At 40.7% G+C, this 18,697-nt stretch carries 11 protein-coding genes and 1 pseudogene; 8 read left to right on the top strand and 4 right to left on the bottom strand.

The window, feature by feature from the left end; genetic code table 11:
• Window positions 1-12 precede the first annotated feature (12 nt).
• The 8 genes and pseudogenes from hisC to B9Y69_RS06990 all read left to right on the top strand — a co-directional run bounded on the left by hisC (window position 13) and on the right by B9Y69_RS06990 (window position 7,987).
• Complete coding sequence (gene hisC, locus B9Y69_RS07025; protein ID WP_085472309.1) at window positions 13-1,083, top strand: histidinol-phosphate transaminase; 1,071 nt, start codon at window positions 13-15, stop codon at window positions 1,081-1,083.
• Between the two features lie 30 nt (window positions 1,084-1,113).
• The gene (gene hisB, locus B9Y69_RS07020; protein WP_085472308.1) at window positions 1,114-2,253 is read left to right on the top strand and encodes a bifunctional histidinol-phosphatase/imidazoleglycerol-phosphate dehydratase HisB; all 1,140 of its coding nucleotides are present in this window, start codon (window positions 1,114-1,116) and stop codon (window positions 2,251-2,253) included.
• A 9-nt stretch (window positions 2,254-2,262) separates the two neighbouring features.
• Window positions 2,263-2,853: an imidazole glycerol phosphate synthase subunit HisH gene (gene hisH, locus B9Y69_RS07015; RefSeq protein ID WP_085472307.1), complete on the top strand. Its 591-nt coding sequence runs from the start codon at window positions 2,263-2,265 to the stop codon at window positions 2,851-2,853.
• Window positions 2,854-2,879: 26 nt separating this feature from the next.
• Window positions 2,880-3,632: a 1-(5-phosphoribosyl)-5-[(5-phosphoribosylamino)methylideneamino]imidazole-4-carboxamide isomerase gene (locus B9Y69_RS07010; RefSeq protein ID WP_085472306.1), complete on the top strand. Its 753-nt coding sequence runs from the start codon at window positions 2,880-2,882 to the stop codon at window positions 3,630-3,632.
• Between the two features lies 1 nt (window position 3,633).
• Window positions 3,634-4,386: an imidazole glycerol phosphate synthase subunit HisF gene (gene hisF, locus B9Y69_RS07005; RefSeq protein ID WP_085472305.1), complete on the top strand. Its 753-nt coding sequence runs from the start codon at window positions 3,634-3,636 to the stop codon at window positions 4,384-4,386.
• Between the two features lie 135 nt (window positions 4,387-4,521).
• A pseudogene (hisIE, locus tag B9Y69_RS07000) lies at window positions 4,522-5,115 on the top strand (bifunctional phosphoribosyl-AMP cyclohydrolase/phosphoribosyl-ATP diphosphatase HisIE); the annotation flags it as partial.
• Between the two features lie 194 nt (window positions 5,116-5,309).
• Window positions 5,310-6,965, top strand: a complete 1,656-nt coding sequence (locus B9Y69_RS06995) for a tetratricopeptide repeat protein (RefSeq protein ID WP_085472303.1) — start codon at window positions 5,310-5,312, stop codon at window positions 6,963-6,965.
• A 107-nt stretch (window positions 6,966-7,072) separates the two neighbouring features.
• A complete protein-coding gene (locus B9Y69_RS06990) occupies window positions 7,073-7,987 on the top strand; it encodes a WD40 repeat domain-containing protein (protein WP_085472302.1) in 915 nt (304 codons plus the stop codon).
• A gap of 7 nt (window positions 7,988-7,994) precedes the next feature.
• On the opposite strand, the gene B9Y69_RS06985 is transcribed toward B9Y69_RS06990, so the two are convergent.
• From B9Y69_RS06985 to B9Y69_RS06970, 4 genes are all read right to left on the bottom strand, one after another.
• Complete coding sequence (locus B9Y69_RS06985; protein ID WP_085472301.1) at window positions 7,995-8,462, bottom strand: GAF domain-containing protein; 468 nt, start codon at window positions 8,460-8,462, stop codon at window positions 7,995-7,997.
• Between the two features lie 162 nt (window positions 8,463-8,624).
• Window positions 8,625-15,647 (bottom strand): T9SS outer membrane translocon Sov/SprA, encoded by a 7,023-nt coding sequence (sov, locus tag B9Y69_RS06980; RefSeq protein ID WP_085472300.1) that lies wholly within the window; start codon window positions 15,645-15,647, stop codon window positions 8,625-8,627.
• A gap of 144 nt (window positions 15,648-15,791) precedes the next feature.
• The gene (gene ruvA / locus B9Y69_RS06975) at window positions 15,792-16,376 is read right to left on the bottom strand and encodes a Holliday junction branch migration protein RuvA (RefSeq protein WP_085472299.1); all 585 of its coding nucleotides are present in this window, start codon (window positions 16,374-16,376) and stop codon (window positions 15,792-15,794) included.
• A complete protein-coding gene (locus B9Y69_RS06970; RefSeq protein WP_085472298.1) occupies window positions 16,376-18,661 on the bottom strand; it encodes an NADP-dependent malic enzyme in 2,286 nt (761 codons plus the stop codon). The genes ruvA and B9Y69_RS06970 overlap by 1 nt, the downstream gene beginning before the upstream one ends.
• Window positions 18,662-18,697 lie beyond the last annotated feature (36 nt).

The raw sequence follows: 18,697 nt of genomic DNA, 5'->3' as shown, positions 1-18,697 counted from the left end.
ATAAAAGTAAATATGAAAGGCTCTTTCAACCTAAATGCTCTTCTTAGAGATAACATCAAAAAACTCGTTCCCTACTCGTCTGCAAGAGATGAGTTTAAAGGCGAAGCGTCGGTCCTTTTGGATGCGAATGAAAACGCTTTTGGCTCTCCATATCGGGAAGATTTCCATCGTTATCCGGATCCTTTGCAGCATCGTGTTAAAGAGAAGCTTTCAAAGATAAAAGGTGTTCCTGCCGCTAATATTTTTTTGGGTAATGGTAGTGATGAAGCTATTGATTTACTGTATCGTGCCTTCTGTACGCCCGGAAAGGATAATGTTATTCTGGTGCCTCCTACATATGGTATGTATGAAGTGTCGGCGAACATCAACGATGTGGCTTACCGAAAGGTGAACTTGACTCCTGATTATCAACTAGACCTGGATGGTATCGCTGAAGCGATAGATAGCCAAACCAAACTGATTTTTATTTGTTCGCCGAATAATCCAACTGGGAATAGTCTAAATAGAACGGATATTGAAACTATATTGGTTAACTTTGATGGACTGGTTGTGGTTGATGAAGCCTATATAAATTTCTCAAAACAACCATCTTTTACGAAGGATCTTAGTGAGTTTCCAAACTTAGTTATTTTGCAAACCCTATCTAAGGCTTGGGGATTGGCTGCGTTACGTTTGGGGATGGCTTTTGCCAGCGAAGAAATAATCACAGTTTTTAATAAGATTAAACCACCTTACAATATTAACCAAGCCACGCAGAATATTGTGTTAGAAGCATTGGACAATGTGGATCAGGTGAATAGTTGGATCCAAGAGATTGTCGCGGAGCGCGAGAAATTGAGTGCTACACTGGCGGACATTGCGCAGGTCGCACATATAACACCTTCTGATGCGAATTTTATCTTGGTCAAATTGGAGGAACCACGCGCACTATACAATTTCTTGGTTAGCAAAGGGATTATTGTTAGAGATCGTTCTAAAGTAGAGCTTTGTGAAGGCTGTTTACGTTTGACGGTCGGAACACCGGCAGAAAATGAAGAACTTGTATCCGCTGTTTATACGTTTTACGGCGCAACAAACAATTAAAAAGACTACAAAATATTTACCACGGAAATTATGCCTGATTTAGTGAAAAGAGTATTGTTTATAGATCGTGATGGCACCTTGATTTTAGAACCGGCAGATGAGCAGATTGATTCTTTTGCCAAGCTGAAGTTCTATCCCGGTGCATTACAATATTTACCTAAGATTGCAAAGGAACTTGATTTTGAATTGATTCTTGTTTCCAATCAAGATGGATTAGGGACATCCTCCCACCCAGAGGAGAATTTTTGGCCCGTTCACCATTTCGTTATTGACACCTTCAAAGGGGAAGGTGTTGTCTTTGCGGAGGAACATATAGACCGTACTTTTCCGCATGAAAATGCCGACACCCGAAAACCTGGTATTGGTATGCTGAAAGGATATTTTGATGCCGATACTTATAATTTGAGTGAATCTTTCGTGATCGGTGACCGAATCAATGATGTGAAACTTGCCCATAATTTGGGGGCTAAGGCTATTTGGTTGCGTAGTGACGATGGTCTTGGTCAGGCGGAAAACTTATCCATTGATCCTGCCGATGTGGCTTTGGAAACAACAGATTGGAAAGCCGTTTATGAGTTTTTGAAATTAGGAACTCGAAGCGGAGAGCATCACCGTAAAACCAATGAGACGGATATTTTTGTCGCTGTTAATTTGGATGGCTCAGGAAAATCGTCGATCGATACAGGGCTTCCTTTCTTTGACCATATGTTGGATCAAATAGCGCGACATGGGGCATTGGATCTCACTGTTAAAGCTAAGGGAGATTTACATATTGATGAGCATCATACGATTGAAGATACAGGTATTGCTTTAGGCGAGTTATTTCTTCAGGTGTTAGGCAATAAACGTGGTATCGAGCGATACGCATACACATTACCCATGGATGACTGTTTGGCGCAAGTGGCCATTGACTTTGGGGGGCGGAATTGGATTGTTTGGGATGCAGCGTTCAAACGTGAAAAGATAGGTGATATGCCGACCGAGATGTTCTTTCACTTTTTTAAGTCATTTTCGGATGCAGCGAAAGCTAATCTGAATATTAAGGCAGAAGGCGAAAATGAGCATCATAAAATTGAAGCAATCTTTAAAGCTTTTGCCAAATCTATAAAAAAAGCAGTGCGACGTGATGCGGATAATATGCAACTGCCAAGTACAAAAGGAGTATTGTAGGAGGTACGTATGATAGGGATTGTAAATTATGGAGCTGGTAATATCTTCTCTTTAACGGCAGCGTTAGATCGAGTTGGTATTGGCTACGGTATGGTTAATGAGGCGTCAGATTTGGATCTGTACGATCGCATTATTATTCCGGGTGTCGGGCATGCTGGTGCTGCAATGGAAAAGTTAGTTCAGTCTGGACTTTCATCTTATATTGCATCATTAGAGAAACCTGTTCTAGGAATTTGTGTGGGCATGCAGCTTTTAACATCGTTTTCGGAGGAAGGAAATGCAGATTTGTTGAAAATTGTGCCTTTAAAAACGTTACACTTCGGTGGCCGCGTTACGGAGAAAGTACCACACATGGGCTGGAACAGCATACAAATACAAAATGGCTCGACTCTTTTTCAAGGTATTGAGGATAATGCCTATTTTTACTTTGTGCACTCTTATTTTATTGAATATGAGGCTGATTTTACTAGTGCTGTATGTCGTTATGGCGTAGATTTTTCTGCTGCCATACAAAAGAATAATTTTTATGGGGTGCAGTTTCACCCTGAAAAATCGGGTAAGGACGGAGAGCAGTTATTGCTTAACTTTTCCCGGATTTAATGTTTAACTGATTTTAATTTTACTGTATGTATATAATTCCCGCTATTGATGTATTAGATAAGAAGGTTGTTCGCCTGCGCGAAGGTAACTATGATGATGTAACAACCTATGATATTTCATTGGAAGAGCAAATTGCTAAGTATCATGCGAATGGTACGGAGATCGTTCATATTATTGATTTGAACGGTGCTAAAGGAGATTTCTCGAATCAAAAGTACTTGTTTGATATCATCCATAAAACGGATATGAAAGTACAATATGGAGGAGGTGTGCGTAGTATTGAGAAAGTTAAAGAGCTGGTTGATGCGGGCGTTTATCGTGTAATTGTGGGAACCCAAGCGATCACAAATCCATCTTTTCTGGAGGAACTAAGCTCGCTCAACGAAGGACGTGTAAAGTACGCTGATCATATTGTTATTGCTATTGATGTCTTGGATGAAGTGATTAAGTATTCAGGTTGGCAAGAAAGTTCACCTATTAAATTGGTTTCCTATATCGATAAATGTTTAGAATTAGGTTTCTTCCGTTTCTTATGCACTGATATTAGTAAGGACGGTAAACTGGCTGGTGCTGGCGTGGATCTATATAAGAAATTGTTAGCGCATTCGCCAATTATTAAGTTGATTGGCTCGGGTGGCATCAGTTCAATGAAAGATATCGAGGCTTTACAGGAGCTCGGCAATATGGAGTCTTGTGTGGTTGGAAAAGCAATTTACGAGAACAAGATTTCTATTGATGAGATTAAAGATTGGAATTTAAAGTCTTTAATTAGGTTCTAAGATGTTAGCAAAGCGTATTATCCCTTGTCTGGATGTCAAAGATGGCAGGACAGTAAAGGGAGTTAATTTTGTGGACTTGCGTGATGCTGGTGACCCCGTTGAATTAGCTTGGCAGTATTCACAGCAAGGGGCCGATGAGTTGGTTTTCTTGGATATTACGGCTACGCACGAGAACCGTAAGACGACGATAGATCTTGTCAAGGCTGTTGCGCGTCAAGTAAACATTCCGTTTACGATTGGTGGCGGTATAAATGAAGTTAAAGATGCCGACATCCTGTTGAATGCAGGAGCAGATAAAATTTCGATTAATTCCGCTGCGGTTCGAAATCCGAAGCTGATTGATGATTTTGCACGTGCTTTTGGGCGTCAATTTGTGGTAATTGCGGCCGATACTAGATTAGTGGATGGCAAGCAGTTGATTCACCTACGTGGTGGGCGTGAACGAACGGAAATAGAAACATTAAATTGGTTGCAGGAAGCAGAGGAGCGTGGAGCTGGAGAGATTCTATTAACGTCCATGGACCACGACGGTACAAAAGATGGGTTTGATACGACTTTTTTAGCTAAGGTCAATGCAATGGTACATATACCACTCATTGCATCAGGCGGCGCAGGAAGTCAGCAACATTTTGTAGATGTGTTTGAAAAGGCTGGCGTAGACGCGGCTTTAGCCGCTTCGGTGTTTCATTATGGAGAAATATTGATTCCAGATTTGAAACAAACACTGCGCACGGCAGGTGTTGTGGTGAGATAGAAAGTAGATCGTACTGAGTGCAAAGTGGAGAGTATGGAGTGCTTATTGAAATTAGTACAAAGTATTTATTATTTTTGCTTAGTGTTTTGCACAAAAAAGATATTCCGTACTTAGTACTCCGTACTCCGTACTAAATTAACAACTATGTTAGATTTTAAAAAAGGGGATGGTTTAATCCCTGTTGTTATACAAGATAATCAAACGCTGGAAGTATTGATGCTTGGCTATATGAATGAAGAAGCTTGGGAAAAAACTCAGGCAGATGGTAAGGTTACCTTTTTTTCCAGAAGCAAAAACAGACTGTGGACAAAGGGGGAGGAGAGTGGGAATTTTTTGACGATGGTTTCCTCGGCTGTTGATTGTGACAATGACACGCTGCTGATCAAAGTTATACCGGCAGGCCCTACGTGCCATACAGGAAGTCGCAGTTGCTTCAATACGGCATATAATCAAAATTTTCTGCTTCAATTAGAGCGAATTGTTCAACAGCGATACGTGGAGTCCTCTGAGGAGTCTTATGTGCACCGATTACGAGAGCGTGGTATAAATAAAATTGCGCAGAAAGTTGGAGAAGAGGCTGTTGAGACTGTTATTGCTGCTTTGGCTGAGACCGAACATGATTTTATTAATGAAACCTCCGATTTATTGTTTCACTTAATCGTATTGCTCCGAGAAAAAGGACTTAATCTGGAAGTGATAGCTAAAAAACTTGAAGGAAGACACCAATAAATTTGGATTGTTACAAAAATTAAGGAGCCCAATTTTTTATATTGGGCTTTTTTATTGTCTTGTCCCCTGTTTTTTTGCATTGTCCCGTCTTTGTCCATCGATTTTTTTTTATAAAGCAAAAAATTTCGTGATATTTACAGCTGCATGAGTGACCTTAATTTTTTTGTTGGTTGAAGCTTGTGATTTACCCTTTTATGAATACGCTTAGATTTGTTTTGTTATTCCTATTTGCGGCTTGGAGTGGTTTCCTTTCTGCGAATCACACTTTAGAAAATCCATATGATTCTTTGGCCTTTGTTCCTTCGAATCAAAGTGGAGCTAAAGCATACGGAATCTTACGCGGAGATTTAGAAAAAAGCTCTCCGAAACAAGCGCTTGAGCATATTCAATTTATTCGTGATCTTTCTAAAAAGAAGAGTGATAAAGTGCTTGTGTGTACCTATTACGAGACACTGGCGCATTATTATTCCATAGTTAACGATAGCCTGAATGCTTTATCTACAAATTACCACGAAACGGCGGTTCAGTTTGCACGAGATAATGCTTTGAATGACCAACATGTAAGACAACTTTATGCCTTGGCAAATTATTACTTTACCTATGCAAGGAAGTCTGTTTCATATGGTTATTTTCGGGAAGTACTATTGCTTATCGACAAGTATGGCGAGAAGTCTATTTCCGGGGTATGGCAATACTACATTACAATGGGGCGGTATTTTTATGACATCAAGGAGTATGAGCTTTCACGAGATGCGTTGCAGCAGGTTCTTAAATATGAAACACGTCTAAACGATCGCGAGTATTTTAACACGATGAATACCCTAGGCTTGATTGCGACGATTGAGGGGGATTATGAGCAAGCGAATTCATATTTTAAAATAGTTTACGAGAAGTCTAAAGTAGCAGTAGACTCCGCTTGGATGGGAATATCCTACGGTAATATGGGCAACGTATTTGCTCGGCAGAATAACCACGGTGAAGCACTGAAACATTTCTTTGTTGATTATAATTACAATTCTAAATCCTGGGGCGATGTCCAGTCGGCTTTGGGTTCGTTAAAAAAAATAGCTGAGACATACTATATCATGGGAGACTATGATAAGGCGCTCCTACGGACGAATGAGTATTTGGATAAGATGGAACGTAAACCAGCACGCTATATGGCGCTATCCGAAATGTTTAATCTCAAAGTGAAATTACTCAATAAGCTCGGTTTGGAAAGTGAATTGCTGGAAACGTTAAAACAGTATAACCACTACAATAGTTTAGCGATATCTTTCGAAAATGAAGCGGCTATTGATGCGATGAAGCTAGCGGAAGAGAAACAGAAATTTCAGGCTTTATATTCGGAAAGCCGACGTAATAAAATTATTCTTTTATGTCTATTGGTGTTGGTTGCTGGTGGAGCAGTCGTTGGCTTACTCTATTTTCTACGTAATAGAAAGAATATACTGATTAAAGAGGAACCTGTTTTAGAGCCAGAAAATACGGAACGATATGATGTGTCTACCATAATCCACAGTAAGAAACCTTACGCTGTACAAAATAGCCCAGCTGTCTTAGTGAGTAAAGAGCTCCGTGATCATTTAGATTTAAATTTAATGAACGATCGGAACTGGGGCGATTTTAAAGATTTGTTCGATGCTGATTTTCCGGACTTTTTTGTGGAGATAGGAGATAAGTATGATGGACTGTCGGAGTCGGATCTACGCTTGTTAGCGTTGCTTTATTTGAATTTATCAAATAAAGAATTGGCCGATAAACTTTCTATTTCTCCGGAAGGGGTTAAGAAGGCCAAACAACGGTTGAAAAAGAAACTCTCTTTGCGACTCGTGCAAACGGCAGATTAGGTAAAAGTTGTTTCCTTGCTATAATTTTCCTTATTGTGAGAAAATTATAGCCTTGCATATCCCCTTGTATTTGGGTAAATTTGTTTATCACTTACCTATATTCAACTATGCATAATTTAAATGTTTCTCTAGTCATGACATTGACGGGGCACCAAAACCCAATTTTTGCCCTTGAAAATTCTTTAGATCAGACTATGCTATATTCTGGTGGAAATGATCGAGGCGTCGTGGAGTGGGATTTAGCGACAGGAAAGTTTAACCGTATACTTTGTGCGGTGCCAGCTTCGGTCTATGCGTTATGTTTGTTGAAAGATAGTGGTCTCCTCGCTATCGGAATGCGGAACAGTGAAATATGGTTGGTCGATGTGGATAAGCAACAGTTAGTGAAAAAGCTGTATATGGAAAAGGGGGCTGTCTTTGCTCTACGTCATTTAGAAGATAAGAAGGAACTCCTTGCCATAGGAGAGGCCGGAGTAGCCTATGTCTGGAATTTAGATACCTACGAATTAGTATATAATTTCCGTGTTTCAAATACAACTGTCCGTACTATTGAACCTTCAGTCGATGGAAAATATTTGAATTTTGGAGATAAGGATGGGCATGTGTACCAATTGGAGAGTGCGAGTTTTCGCGAAGTAAATAGACGTAAAATACATAGTATGTCTATTACGGCATTGCTGGCAACGGCAGAAAATATATTCTCAGGAGGTCGCGATGCGGTATTACACAAATTAGTGCCATCTGGTTTGTCTCCTGTACAACAGGTGACACCACACTTGTTCACTGTTTATGGCATCTTGAAGCACCCGACTTCCGATATAATTATTACGGTAAGTAGAGATAAATCGATAAAATTTTGGGATATGAACACGCTGTCACTACTGCGAAACATCAGTATGGAGCGTGGCTACGACAGCCATCGTCTTTCTATCAATACGGCAATCTATAATGCGGCCAGCAATCAACTTATCACGGCTGGTGATGACAAGTTGATCAAATTATGGCGCGTTGAGATTGCCTAACTGCGGTTTAAATAAGGCCGCAAATCTTCTCTAAGTATTTTTGATCCGTCGTGTCAAAAAAATCAAGGTGTTCACTGTCGACATCGAGCACTGCAACACAGGTGCCTTCTTTGATGACGGGAACTACAATTTCCGATCGCGATAAAGAGCTACAGGCAATATGCCCAGGGAATTGTTCTACATCGGGAACAATAAGGGTCGATTGATCTTTCCATGCGGAGCCACATACGCCCTTTCCGTAACCAATCCGTGTACAAGCTACTGGTCCTTGGAAGGGACCGAGAACCAATTCTTCTTGGCGAACGATATAGAAACCTACCCACCAAAAATTGAATTGTTCTTTTAAAGCGGCTGCGATATTAGCCATGTTGGCAATACAATCTGTTTCACCCGAAAGGAGGGCTTCAATCTGTCTGAAAAGCAATTGATATTGTTCTTCTTTACTGCCGGTTGCGATGATTAAATCTTCTGCCATGGTGTTGTTGCTTGATTTTTATTTGAGACAAAGTTAATTGATATTTTGTTAGGAAACACCATGGAGTGGTTTCTTTGTAGGGCGCTCTTTATATAGAAAAGGTTGCCTATTTTTAACAGACAACCTTTTCTATGTGATGTTTTTCTAGTTCAAGTCCGTTTACTACTGGAAGAATATCCGGATGTTCACTCCAAAGTTTGTATACGAAGTCGCATAATTTTGCGAGGTGTATGGTTTCACAATGTTGGAATTATAGAATAATTGAATATTATATTGCTGGTTGATCACATAGTCCAGCGTTGGGTTAAAGCTAATACTTTTATTACCTGCCGAGATCTCTGCAGAGTTCAAATCTGAACGGTACACAATTGTTTTACGATCGTTGATTGCAACATCTAATTTGAAGTTTACATCATTACTCCATTTCTTATCGCTGAACCAACCAAATGGCATACCGACATTACTCTTACGGTAGCCCATACCCAGCACAAATGAGTTTTCCGTCAACATTGACATTTGGCTATTTGCTAAGGTGAAGTTCATATTACGCATTCTCCGGAGCTCCGAGGTCGCTGATATGCTATTCGCGAAACGAATGTCCAATCCGATAAGGGGTACGAACTGATCGATAATAGATACTTGGTCGTACTGGAATTTTGGAAGGAAGTTGGCGTTTACATCGCGTTCCGAAGGCATACCATCATTTTCTTTGTATCGCAGAACTGAATTATAGCCTGTCACCGAGTACAAGGAGTTATATGCATGCGTAATGGCAAGGGACGTGATAAAATCTGTTAAGCCCAAAACATTCGCTAACCTGTTATAAGAAATACGCCAGTTTGGAAGCGGGAACTTAGGCATTTTATTTAATGAACTGCTGTTTACGTCTTTTCCTAAATATGTAGTAAGGAAAGAGTTGATAACCACATCTTGTTGTGCTTTACCATATCCATCCGCAAACATTTCATTGTCAAAACCAACCGAGTTTAGATTACGTTCCGCTAAACGAGCCGAAATGGTTACTCTATTCTCTTCAAAAATGCGGAACAACTCGTTATGGTCTTTAAAAGCAGACTTAATAGCAATTTGTGTAATGCTATAGTTTCCGGTAGTATACGGCGTTACACTTTCGATGTTTCCGGTCACGGCATTATATTCTGTCGCGGCGGAGTAGTTGTAGTTATCGATACGCGAAGAGCTGAGGTCTATACGTAGTCCTTTAAACGGTTCTAGATTCGCAACAACGGAAATATTTTCCGCATATGTTTTAGTATACCGTTGATTTTGTAGGGTATCCATGGATATCCAACTGTTTTGTAAGGCTTTGTTTAAAATATTCGATTGGCTACCGAATATAAATCCAAATCCTGGTGCATTGTGATCAAAGTCTAGCCCCAATAAATTGGTCTTTGGTAAATACCCCGGCAAGAATTGTCCTTCGTTTTTCGTGTAAGCTCCGTTGATGGTGCGTACAGCAGATAACAGTTGTGCAAGAATAGCTTTTGGTCCAGTCGAATTACTCCGTGTATTATCGCGGAAGAATTTGAACCTATTATACAAATTACTGAAGTTTAAGGTTGGATTAATCTGTATAGTTCGGTTGTTTTGAATGCTGTTACCGATGTTCATATCCTGGTTTTGAATCGCTAATAACGGTTCACTTTGCCAGTTGAATTGTGTTCCATAACGTGTCACGACATTCACCCACTCCAAATATGGAATCTTGTTTATAGGTAGCGTATAGGTTATGTTCATCATGTGATTATAATCCGTCGTTCTACCCATCTTCCAGAAGTTCGTCCACATGGTATCCTGCTTCAAGCCATCAATCCGTCCAACCGGTTCATCTATAATAGAGTAATTGGTCGCATTAAAATCTAGGCGTAGTGATTTCGTTAAGTCCCAACTGATACCATAAATACGACTCATATTGAAGTTTTTATTATAATATGTTGGTAATACGTTATCACTGCTATTGTCGCGCATGGTATTCTCATTGTAGACACGATTTACATCGATGCGGAAGTTAATGAGCGATGGCATCAAATTGAAACTGAAATCGCGGATGATGGCGAGGTTTCGATTTTTGATATTCTTGAATGGCTCAATAAACTTCACATTTGGATTACTGAAGTTGTAGTCTAACGCGGCACGGTATGTTTTTTGGATCGAGTTTGCCACGTTGTAATCGTAATGTCTATACGAACTGAAAGCATACGAAGCGCTAAAGTTTTCGATGTGCCAAGGACGTAAAGGACTGTCATTATCTGTTTTCAACTTACGGACGTTCATAAAGCTAAATGCTTTTCTGGTGGTCAGATCTTGAACTAAGCGCAGTAAACTATCTTTTCTATTGTTCGATAATGTTGCCAGCGCAGAATTAAGTTCAATATCGGGATTATAAGGGTCATACTCTGGTGTGCCCACTTGTCTCGAATAATTGAAGTAGAATGGGATACTGATACCATGACGTGGATGGAAGAATTTTCCAAACTCCGCATTTGTAGAGATGTCAAAGAACAGATCGTCCGAACGTTTACGTTGGTTCAGCGGTTGTGAAATGGCACCGAAACCGATAGTACTTTTTGTTCCTGTGAAAGATATGTTTGCGAAATCAGCAAGTTTGACATCCATACGTGCTGTCGCTGCCCACCCTCCACGATCATCGAAATCTGTTAAGCGAAGCTCATTGAACCAAAACTCCCCAGACAGGTCGCGTCCGTCATCAAGTGGTGTACTGGTACTACTGCCTTTCAATGGGTTTTTTACCCCCAACATATAGTAACGCACCTTACTGATATCCGGCGTACCGACGATCGTAATTTTATTATTGCCGTCAAAGTATTCAAAAGGAATATCGATTGGCCAAGGCGAACCGTTTAAGACTGCCGCATCACGTGCTATTTTAGCATCTTGTAGTTTCTTGATCTTAATCAACATCCGGTTCTCTTCTGGCCATATAATATCTGCTGAAGTTGTTCCAAATGGTGTAATCCGTAGCGGAAGATCGTACTCATAGTAGTTGTACTTGTCGTCTGTACCGACACGTATAAAAGCACGGAAATCACCATCGCGCAGGTTTTCTCCCTCCGCATGGATAAACATTTCTAAGTTACCGTATGGGCGGAAGTCATGACTCGTAGTGCGGTAAGCTCCACGACCATAGCCATCACGTAGATTTTTGACATCAATACTTAATGCTTGTTCGTTCAATTGAACATTGTAGTTGTTATTTCCCCAATCCACTTGTCTGTTGATGCCTGGCGGAACGACATAAGGAATTGGACTTCTTGTTCCGTTTTCCTCGATATTTATGTTCGCAACATTGAACTCCGAATTATCGGAAGGCACTACGCCAAGCGTTGGATCGCTAATTACTTTATTCGCTACATTTTCGCCATTGTACTTACGCCATTCACCACGGATAAATTGTAGTTTTCCTAAACGGACAACTGCCGTATCAGCGAAATTGGTCATAAACATACGTACGTAACGAATCGTCTTAAAGTCAGTTACATTACCAAATTTGCTGTCGTAGTCAGCAAGTGGAATACGGATTTTGTACCATTTAACTTGTTCTTTGTTACCATTTGCCAGCGTAACCTCCGAAATGACCTCATCTACAATATGATTGGTGCCCACAATCATATCCTGCGGACGGGTAGAGAATCGATACTGATAATACTCATCAATTTCGTTCATCGTGTTATCCCGATTTAAGTCTTCACCATCAGGGAGCAATGTGTTGGCCGATGTTTCAACACCAAAGTCAATGAGCGATTGTTCATTCGTACGGGAGTTCCCTTCTAATCCATTATAGTACTGGTAACGTTCCAAGATACCTGCCGCTTGTGTGTCGAAGATACTGGCTCTAAAATATTGGTAGTCATCAGATGAAGGATCGCTTTGCACTTTATTCATAGCAGCTGGCGACAGAATACCCTGTAATTGGGATAAGAAATTACCAAAGAAACTGGCTTCCTCTCGGTTGCTCAATCCATCCAGACCTACATCCTGTTTTAAGCGGTTGGCATTGTTGTTATCAAAGGCTTGTACGACCGGTTGATTTTTTACAACATATCCCCAGTTGGTTTGATCTATCTGTGAAAGGTCTGCCGTTAACGGAACGGCATTTTCAAGCGATTTACGACCGTCCTTTAAGATGTCCTCAGAGATGTTACCTAAGTTGAAGAAAATGTCACCACCCGCTTTATTTGTGTTGGTAAGCGTTGGGTCCATCATCCACATTTCTAAAAATTCTATATTTTCTGCTTCGAAGTCTGTTTGATCAAGTTTTCGGAAAATACCACCCCATTTTGTTTTCGGGCTGGTGAAGTGACCATCACTATTAATGCCCGTTGTACTATAGTTATACGGCCCCCGTAAGGTTGGGTAGAAAGCAAGGTTTAGCGTGTTGATAAAGATTGCTCCTCCGGTACGACTTTCTTTATACGGGAAGATCTCTTTTTCCAAAACTTCACGGACACGGTGATTCGAGAGTTCTTGGTTGTTGATCGTAGATGGTGTTAGCGAACTTCTGTTGTAAAAAATAGGGTCGATATTGTAATAAGCAAGAAGCGCTCTGTTGTAACCATAACTAAGATCGTTCAACAAATTGGACTCGGCAAACATCCGCGGTGTACCCGATATCTGCCATGCGTTACGACCTAAAATATCGATGTATGAAACACTATTTTCAAAGTCATCTACATAGGTTGTTCCACGCTTGCTGTTGGCCGTATTCAATCCACTAGGATGTCCTGGAATAAGCTGTGCAAATTCCCCGTAGAACGAAATTTGAGATTCCTCTTTGGTACTTAAGAACGGCAATTTATCGACCATTCGCGTTAACCATCGGGACGGACTATTATAGCTGATGTCAGCTCCAATCATCGTGTTGGACATCGGCTCCTGACCGATGTTTACTTTTTCCGTCAATGGCTTCTCTGTCAGGTTCATAATGGTTGCGCCGACATTGATTTTTTCATTTACAGCATAATCAAAACGACCACCTAAGAGTGTTTTTTGTTGGAGACCAAACATCGCGTCATCTTCCATACTCACGGTTATTGGCGCGCCACTCATGACCATCGCCTCGTTCATTATACGTAAGGTTCCCAGTTCGTAATTGATGTAGAAATCTTTACCTTCCTCCAGGCGCATGCCACCCGCCATGACACGAACCGAGTTCGGACGGATATTAAAACCCTCTAGTTGAAACTCTGTGCCCGAAGTAGAACTGTAACGACCACGTAAGCTGAACCTGTTCTTATTCGGGAATTTTTGCTGTGCATCTACTTTGGTATGTGTATAGAGCTCTGGGAATGTGTACTTTTCTTTTAATGTCGTTTCAAAGGATTCAAAGCGAGCGGCTAAATCTTTACCAAATGGTTCCACCACGGGGAAAATAATCTTTCCACGTTTAGCATCGATAGTCAGGCCTTCCATATAATCAAATAAACCGTCCGGGTTTGCGGCTTGGTTTTGATCCAGTCGATCCAGTGATAACAATTGTAACCAAGTCTTGCCAGCCGTATTTTGCCCTTCAAACATCGAAGGTCTGTTGGCGCCGGTTTCATCCTCCGTACGGTATATCTGCAGGAAGAAATTGTTATTCGAAATATTGTATGAATTTAACGAATAGATGTTCTTCATCATCAAATCCCATGTTGGCAATTCCGTCTTGAGGGTCGAAGCTTTCAAGAGTTTGGTATATAACATGGTCGGATTAGAAGGAGTAACAGGGATATCTGTACTGAATTCACCCACTTGGTATTCAACACCATTCAAGATATAGCGGTAAGCAACCGATAAAACTTGATCTTGATTAAGGGGATGCAGCAAAGAGATATAGCCGAGTTTGCTATTTAAGAAGTAGTCCTTTCCTGCGATCAACTTACGGGCATATGTTAGTTTCTCGTAGTTATCGGTACCCCCAGTTGCGGCAAAGAAACTTTGCACAAAGGTACTGTTGGAAGGACGACCGTTATCACCCAATAATGTTTTTAAGTTATTCGATACATTGGGCGTGAGTTCTCCCGGGATACCGGTCGAGGGATTTCTAGCACTCCCCCGCGTGATCAGGCTATTATATGGCGTGTATTCACCAAGATCCATCAACGCCATGATATCGCGTGCTTCCTCGTAGTTATTCCCCCGGTTACTTAACCATACCTCGATTTGGGTGATATTGATCTGTGTATTTAAAATAGGCGCATTTGCCAGGGTATTGTTGTAGTTGTCACGAAAATATTGCCCCAAGAAATAGTGTTGGTTGGCTTCATAGTTATCTAGGGTGATATCAATCTCGCTGTCTTTTGAACCATTGGTTATGGTGAACTCTTTCTGTCGGGACCGTTGTTGCGAAACTAATCCGGTAAACATAAGTTTACCAAATTGTAATTGTGCTTTTACCCCAAACAGTGATTCGGATCCCGAAATCAGGGTACTATTCAAAGACATGTTGACATTACCAACTTCTAATCGGCGTAAGATAGCGTCATCCTTGGCCACATAGTCAAACCGAATCTGATTTTCAAAATCAAATTGGGCTCTAGAATTAAAGTTGGCATTAAGTTTTACGCGTTCTCCAATCTTACCGGATAAATTAAGGTCAATATTTTGATCAAAATCAAATCCCCATTGCTTCCGCTGTATTTCATTGAACATCGGGTTTGCATTGGTATTGCGCTGCCCGCTTAATAAGATACTTGCGCTTCCGCGTGGAATAATTTCGATTGTGTTTCCACCGAATATTTTTTGAAATGTAGGACTGTTTACCTCAATGACAGGGATTAATCTTCGTTTCCGTTCCTCCATCATAGATTTATCGGCGAGCTCTTCCCAATAATTCTTTTTCAATCGTTTAAACTCATAGTCTTTGTATTCTTCCAAAGACATATAAATTGGTGGACGATACATTTTAGTCCCTAATTTTTCGCGTATGATATAACGTTGTGTTTCGGTATCGTAAACTACTTCGCGCTGAATATTATCGGGCGAGGTTAACGAAACTGGCGCATACGTCTTGGGTAAATTCAAGAAAGGGAAATCCTTGAAATGGTAAGGAACTTTGAGCGAATCCGCACCAGGAGTATTGGCAGGGGTTACCCTTTGGGCGTAACCAAAAGAGATGCCTAACAACAGAGTTAGACAAACACATGTTATATCAAATAGCTTTTTCAAAGGATATTCGCAAGTTAGTTAATCAATATTGATTAATTGATTACAAATATCAACCAATTTTTGTGAAAAAACAATGACATTATTTGCGTTATATACCTTTAATATGTTAAAATAGTTAAAAAACCTATCGTTGTAGTTGTTTTCTTACAATTTTTTCAGCGCTAATTTGATCATTTCTTCCACCGTAAGGTCTGGATTTTCGAGGAGTAGACTATTCAAAACCTTCTCGGCTTGTGCCTTAACGAAGCCTAACATCACCAATGCGGCAAGTGCTTCTTCGCTAATAGATGGTTTACTGATTGGAAGACCCAAGAGCGTGCCTCCACCAAGTTTCTTAAGCTTATCTTGTAATTCTAAAATGAGGCGTTGGGCTGATTTTGGACCAATACCTTTAATCTTTTGGATGACACTGACATGTCCGCTGATAATAGCGGATTGAATCTCTTCCGGGGTAATAGAGGACAACATCATGCGTCCGGTATTGGGACCAATACCCGAAACGGAAATTAAGTGGTTAAATAATTCTCTTTCGGATTCGGATGCAAATCCGTACAAGGTTTGTGAATCTTCACGCACTTGAAAAGAAACATACAACTTACATTCTTCCTGCTCTTTGATTTGGGAAAATGTTGTCAGGGAGATATGGATGTGATAGCCAATCCCACCCACGTCTAATATAACGTGGGTAGGGGCTTTAAGTATTAATTTTCCGCGGAAATAATCGTACATTATTTTTGCTTTTCGTGTTCTTGAACATCAACTACAGCAATGGTAACCATGTTCACAATTTCTCGTACAGAACTATCTAATTGTAAAACGTGTACCGGCTTGTTCATGCCTAAAAGGATTGGACCTACCGCTTCCGCATTACCGACTTCTTGAAGTAGTTTATACGCTATGTTTCCAGATTCTAGATTAGGGAAAACCAACGTGTTTGCCGGTTCTCCATTTAGACAGCTGAATGGGAAGTTAGCTTTTAACATTTCACTATTCAAAGCAAAATTGGCTTGGATATCACCGTCAGCAATGATCTCAGGTGCTTTTTCGCGAAGTAATTTAGCTGTTTCACGTACTTTAGTCGCGACACGGCCATCGTTTGAACCAAAGTTTGAGTAGGATAATAAAGCAATTCTTGGTTTTATATTAAAACGACGGATCGCATTATCTAACAAGATCGTGATATCTGCAAGCTCTTCTGCTGTTGGGTCTTCATTAACCGTTGTATCTCCAAAGAAAATAGGTCCTTTTGAAGTCAACATCATATACATACCTGCGACTCTGCTATTTGGTTTGGCACCAATGACTTGTAAGGCTGGACGGATTGTTGCGCCGTAGTTTCTTGTTAATCCAGAAATTACTACATCAGCTTCGCCAAATTGTACCATGCTGGCCGCAAAATAGTTTCTGTCAGTCATGAGCTTTTTAGCGCCACTTTCAGAAATGCCACGACGTTGTCTTTTGGCATATAGATGTGCTGCAAATTTATTGAAACGCTCAGAACCTGCTTCCGCATGTGGATCGATAATCTCTACATTAGGTAACTCAAAATCGTACTCTTTGATTAAATCTTGGATTTTTTCGCGATTACCAAGTAAGATTGGGAACGCGATTTTTTCTTCCTTAACAATCTGTGCTGCACGCAATGTTTTATAATTGTCTGCTTCAGCAAAAACCACACGTTTCGGATTCTGTTTTGCTTTTCTTGTTAACGTACGCATAATACCATCATCTTTACCAAGACGTTTGCGTAAATCTTCTTTGTATGCATCCCAATCTGTAATTTCTTGACGTGCTACTCCTGATTCCATTGCTGCTTTCGCAACCGCGACAGAAACTTCTGTTATCAAGCGTGGATCTGTAGGTTTAGGGATAATATAGTCGTTTCCAAATTTAAGATTATTGGTGCTATAGGCCTGATTCACCTCTTCAGGTACAGGTTGTTTTGCTAGGGATGCCAACGCTCTTACTGCGGCGATTTTCATTGCCTCATTGATGCTCGTGGCACGGACATCCAAGGCGCCGCGGAAAATGTATGGGAAACCCAATACGTTGTTCACTTGGTTGGGGAAATCTGAACGACCTGTTCCCATGATGATATCAGTACGGGTAGCGATGGCTAAGTCGTAGGAAATCTCTGGATTCGGGTTCGCCATGGCAAGAACGATTGGTTTTGATGCCATGGACAACAACATTTCTGGTGTTAAAACGTCTGCCGCGGAAAGTCCGATAAAAACATCGGAATCTTTTACGGCATCTGCCAAGGTATATAAGTCACGGTCTGTTGCAAATTCAGCTTTTGTTTTATCTAAGTTTTCGCGATCCCTACGGATGACACCTTTACTATCGAGCATAACGATGTTTTCCTTTTTAGCTCCAACAGAGATATACATGGAAGTACATGAAATTGCTGCAGCACCGGCTCCATTCACAACGATTTTTACCTGGCTGATATCTTTACCCGTTAATTCGCATGCATTAATTAATGCTGCTCCCGAAATAATGGCTGTTCCATGTTGATCGTCATGCATAACAGGAATGTTCATTTCTGCTTTTAAACGACGTTCAATCTCGAAACATTCAGGTGCTTTGATGTCTTCCAGGTTGACACCTCCAAACGTAGGCTCTAATGCTTTTACGATATTGACAAATTCGTCAACGTTTTTGGTGTCTAGCTCGATGTCAAACACATCGATATCTGCAAAGATTTTAAATAATAATCCTTTACCTTCCATCACCGGTTTTCCGGCTTGTGCACCGATATCTCCAAGGCCAAGCACAGCTGTACCATTACTGATAACGGCAACTAGGTTTCCTTTAGATGTATATTTGTATGCGTCTTCGCTGTTCGCTGCGATCGCCAAACATGGCTCTGCAACACCTGGCGAATAGGCTAATGATAAATCTCTTTGTGAGGTATGTGGTTTTGTTGGTACTACGGCAATCTTGCCCGGTCTGCCCATGGCATGGTAATCCAACGCTTCTTTTTTCTTGTTGTTACTGGTGTTATTACTCATTGTAATCTATTATATATATCTATACACAAATTTCGT

It is taken from the genome of Sphingobacterium psychroaquaticum, assembly GCF_900177625.1.
GTDB classification, from domain to species: domain Bacteria; phylum Bacteroidota; class Bacteroidia; order Sphingobacteriales; family Sphingobacteriaceae; genus Sphingobacterium; species Sphingobacterium psychroaquaticum.
The sequence above is the reverse complement of the archived record's forward strand: the minus strand, read 5'-3'. Positions and strand labels throughout refer to the sequence as shown.

Coding starts and splice junctions, on each gene's coding strand:
- hisC (WP_085472309.1), top strand. CDS start 13: ATGAAAGGCTCTTTCAACCTAAATGCTCTTCTTAGAGATAACATCAAA.
- hisB (WP_085472308.1), top strand. CDS start 1,114: ATGCCTGATTTAGTGAAAAGAGTATTGTTTATAGATCGTGATGGCACC.
- hisH (WP_085472307.1), top strand. CDS start 2,263: ATGATAGGGATTGTAAATTATGGAGCTGGTAATATCTTCTCTTTAACG.
- B9Y69_RS07010 (WP_085472306.1), top strand. CDS start 2,880: ATGTATATAATTCCCGCTATTGATGTATTAGATAAGAAGGTTGTTCGC.
- hisF (WP_085472305.1), top strand. CDS start 3,634: ATGTTAGCAAAGCGTATTATCCCTTGTCTGGATGTCAAAGATGGCAGG.
- B9Y69_RS06995 (WP_085472303.1), top strand. CDS start 5,310: ATGAATACGCTTAGATTTGTTTTGTTATTCCTATTTGCGGCTTGGAGT.
- B9Y69_RS06990 (WP_085472302.1), top strand. CDS start 7,073: ATGCATAATTTAAATGTTTCTCTAGTCATGACATTGACGGGGCACCAA.
- B9Y69_RS06985 (WP_085472301.1), bottom strand. CDS start 8,462: ATGGCAGAAGATTTAATCATCGCAACCGGCAGTAAAGAAGAACAATAT.
- ruvA (WP_085472299.1), bottom strand. CDS start 16,376: ATGTACGATTATTTCCGCGGAAAATTAATACTTAAAGCCCCTACCCAC.
- B9Y69_RS06970 (WP_085472298.1), bottom strand. CDS start 18,661: ATGAGTAATAACACCAGTAACAACAAGAAAAAAGAAGCGTTGGATTAC.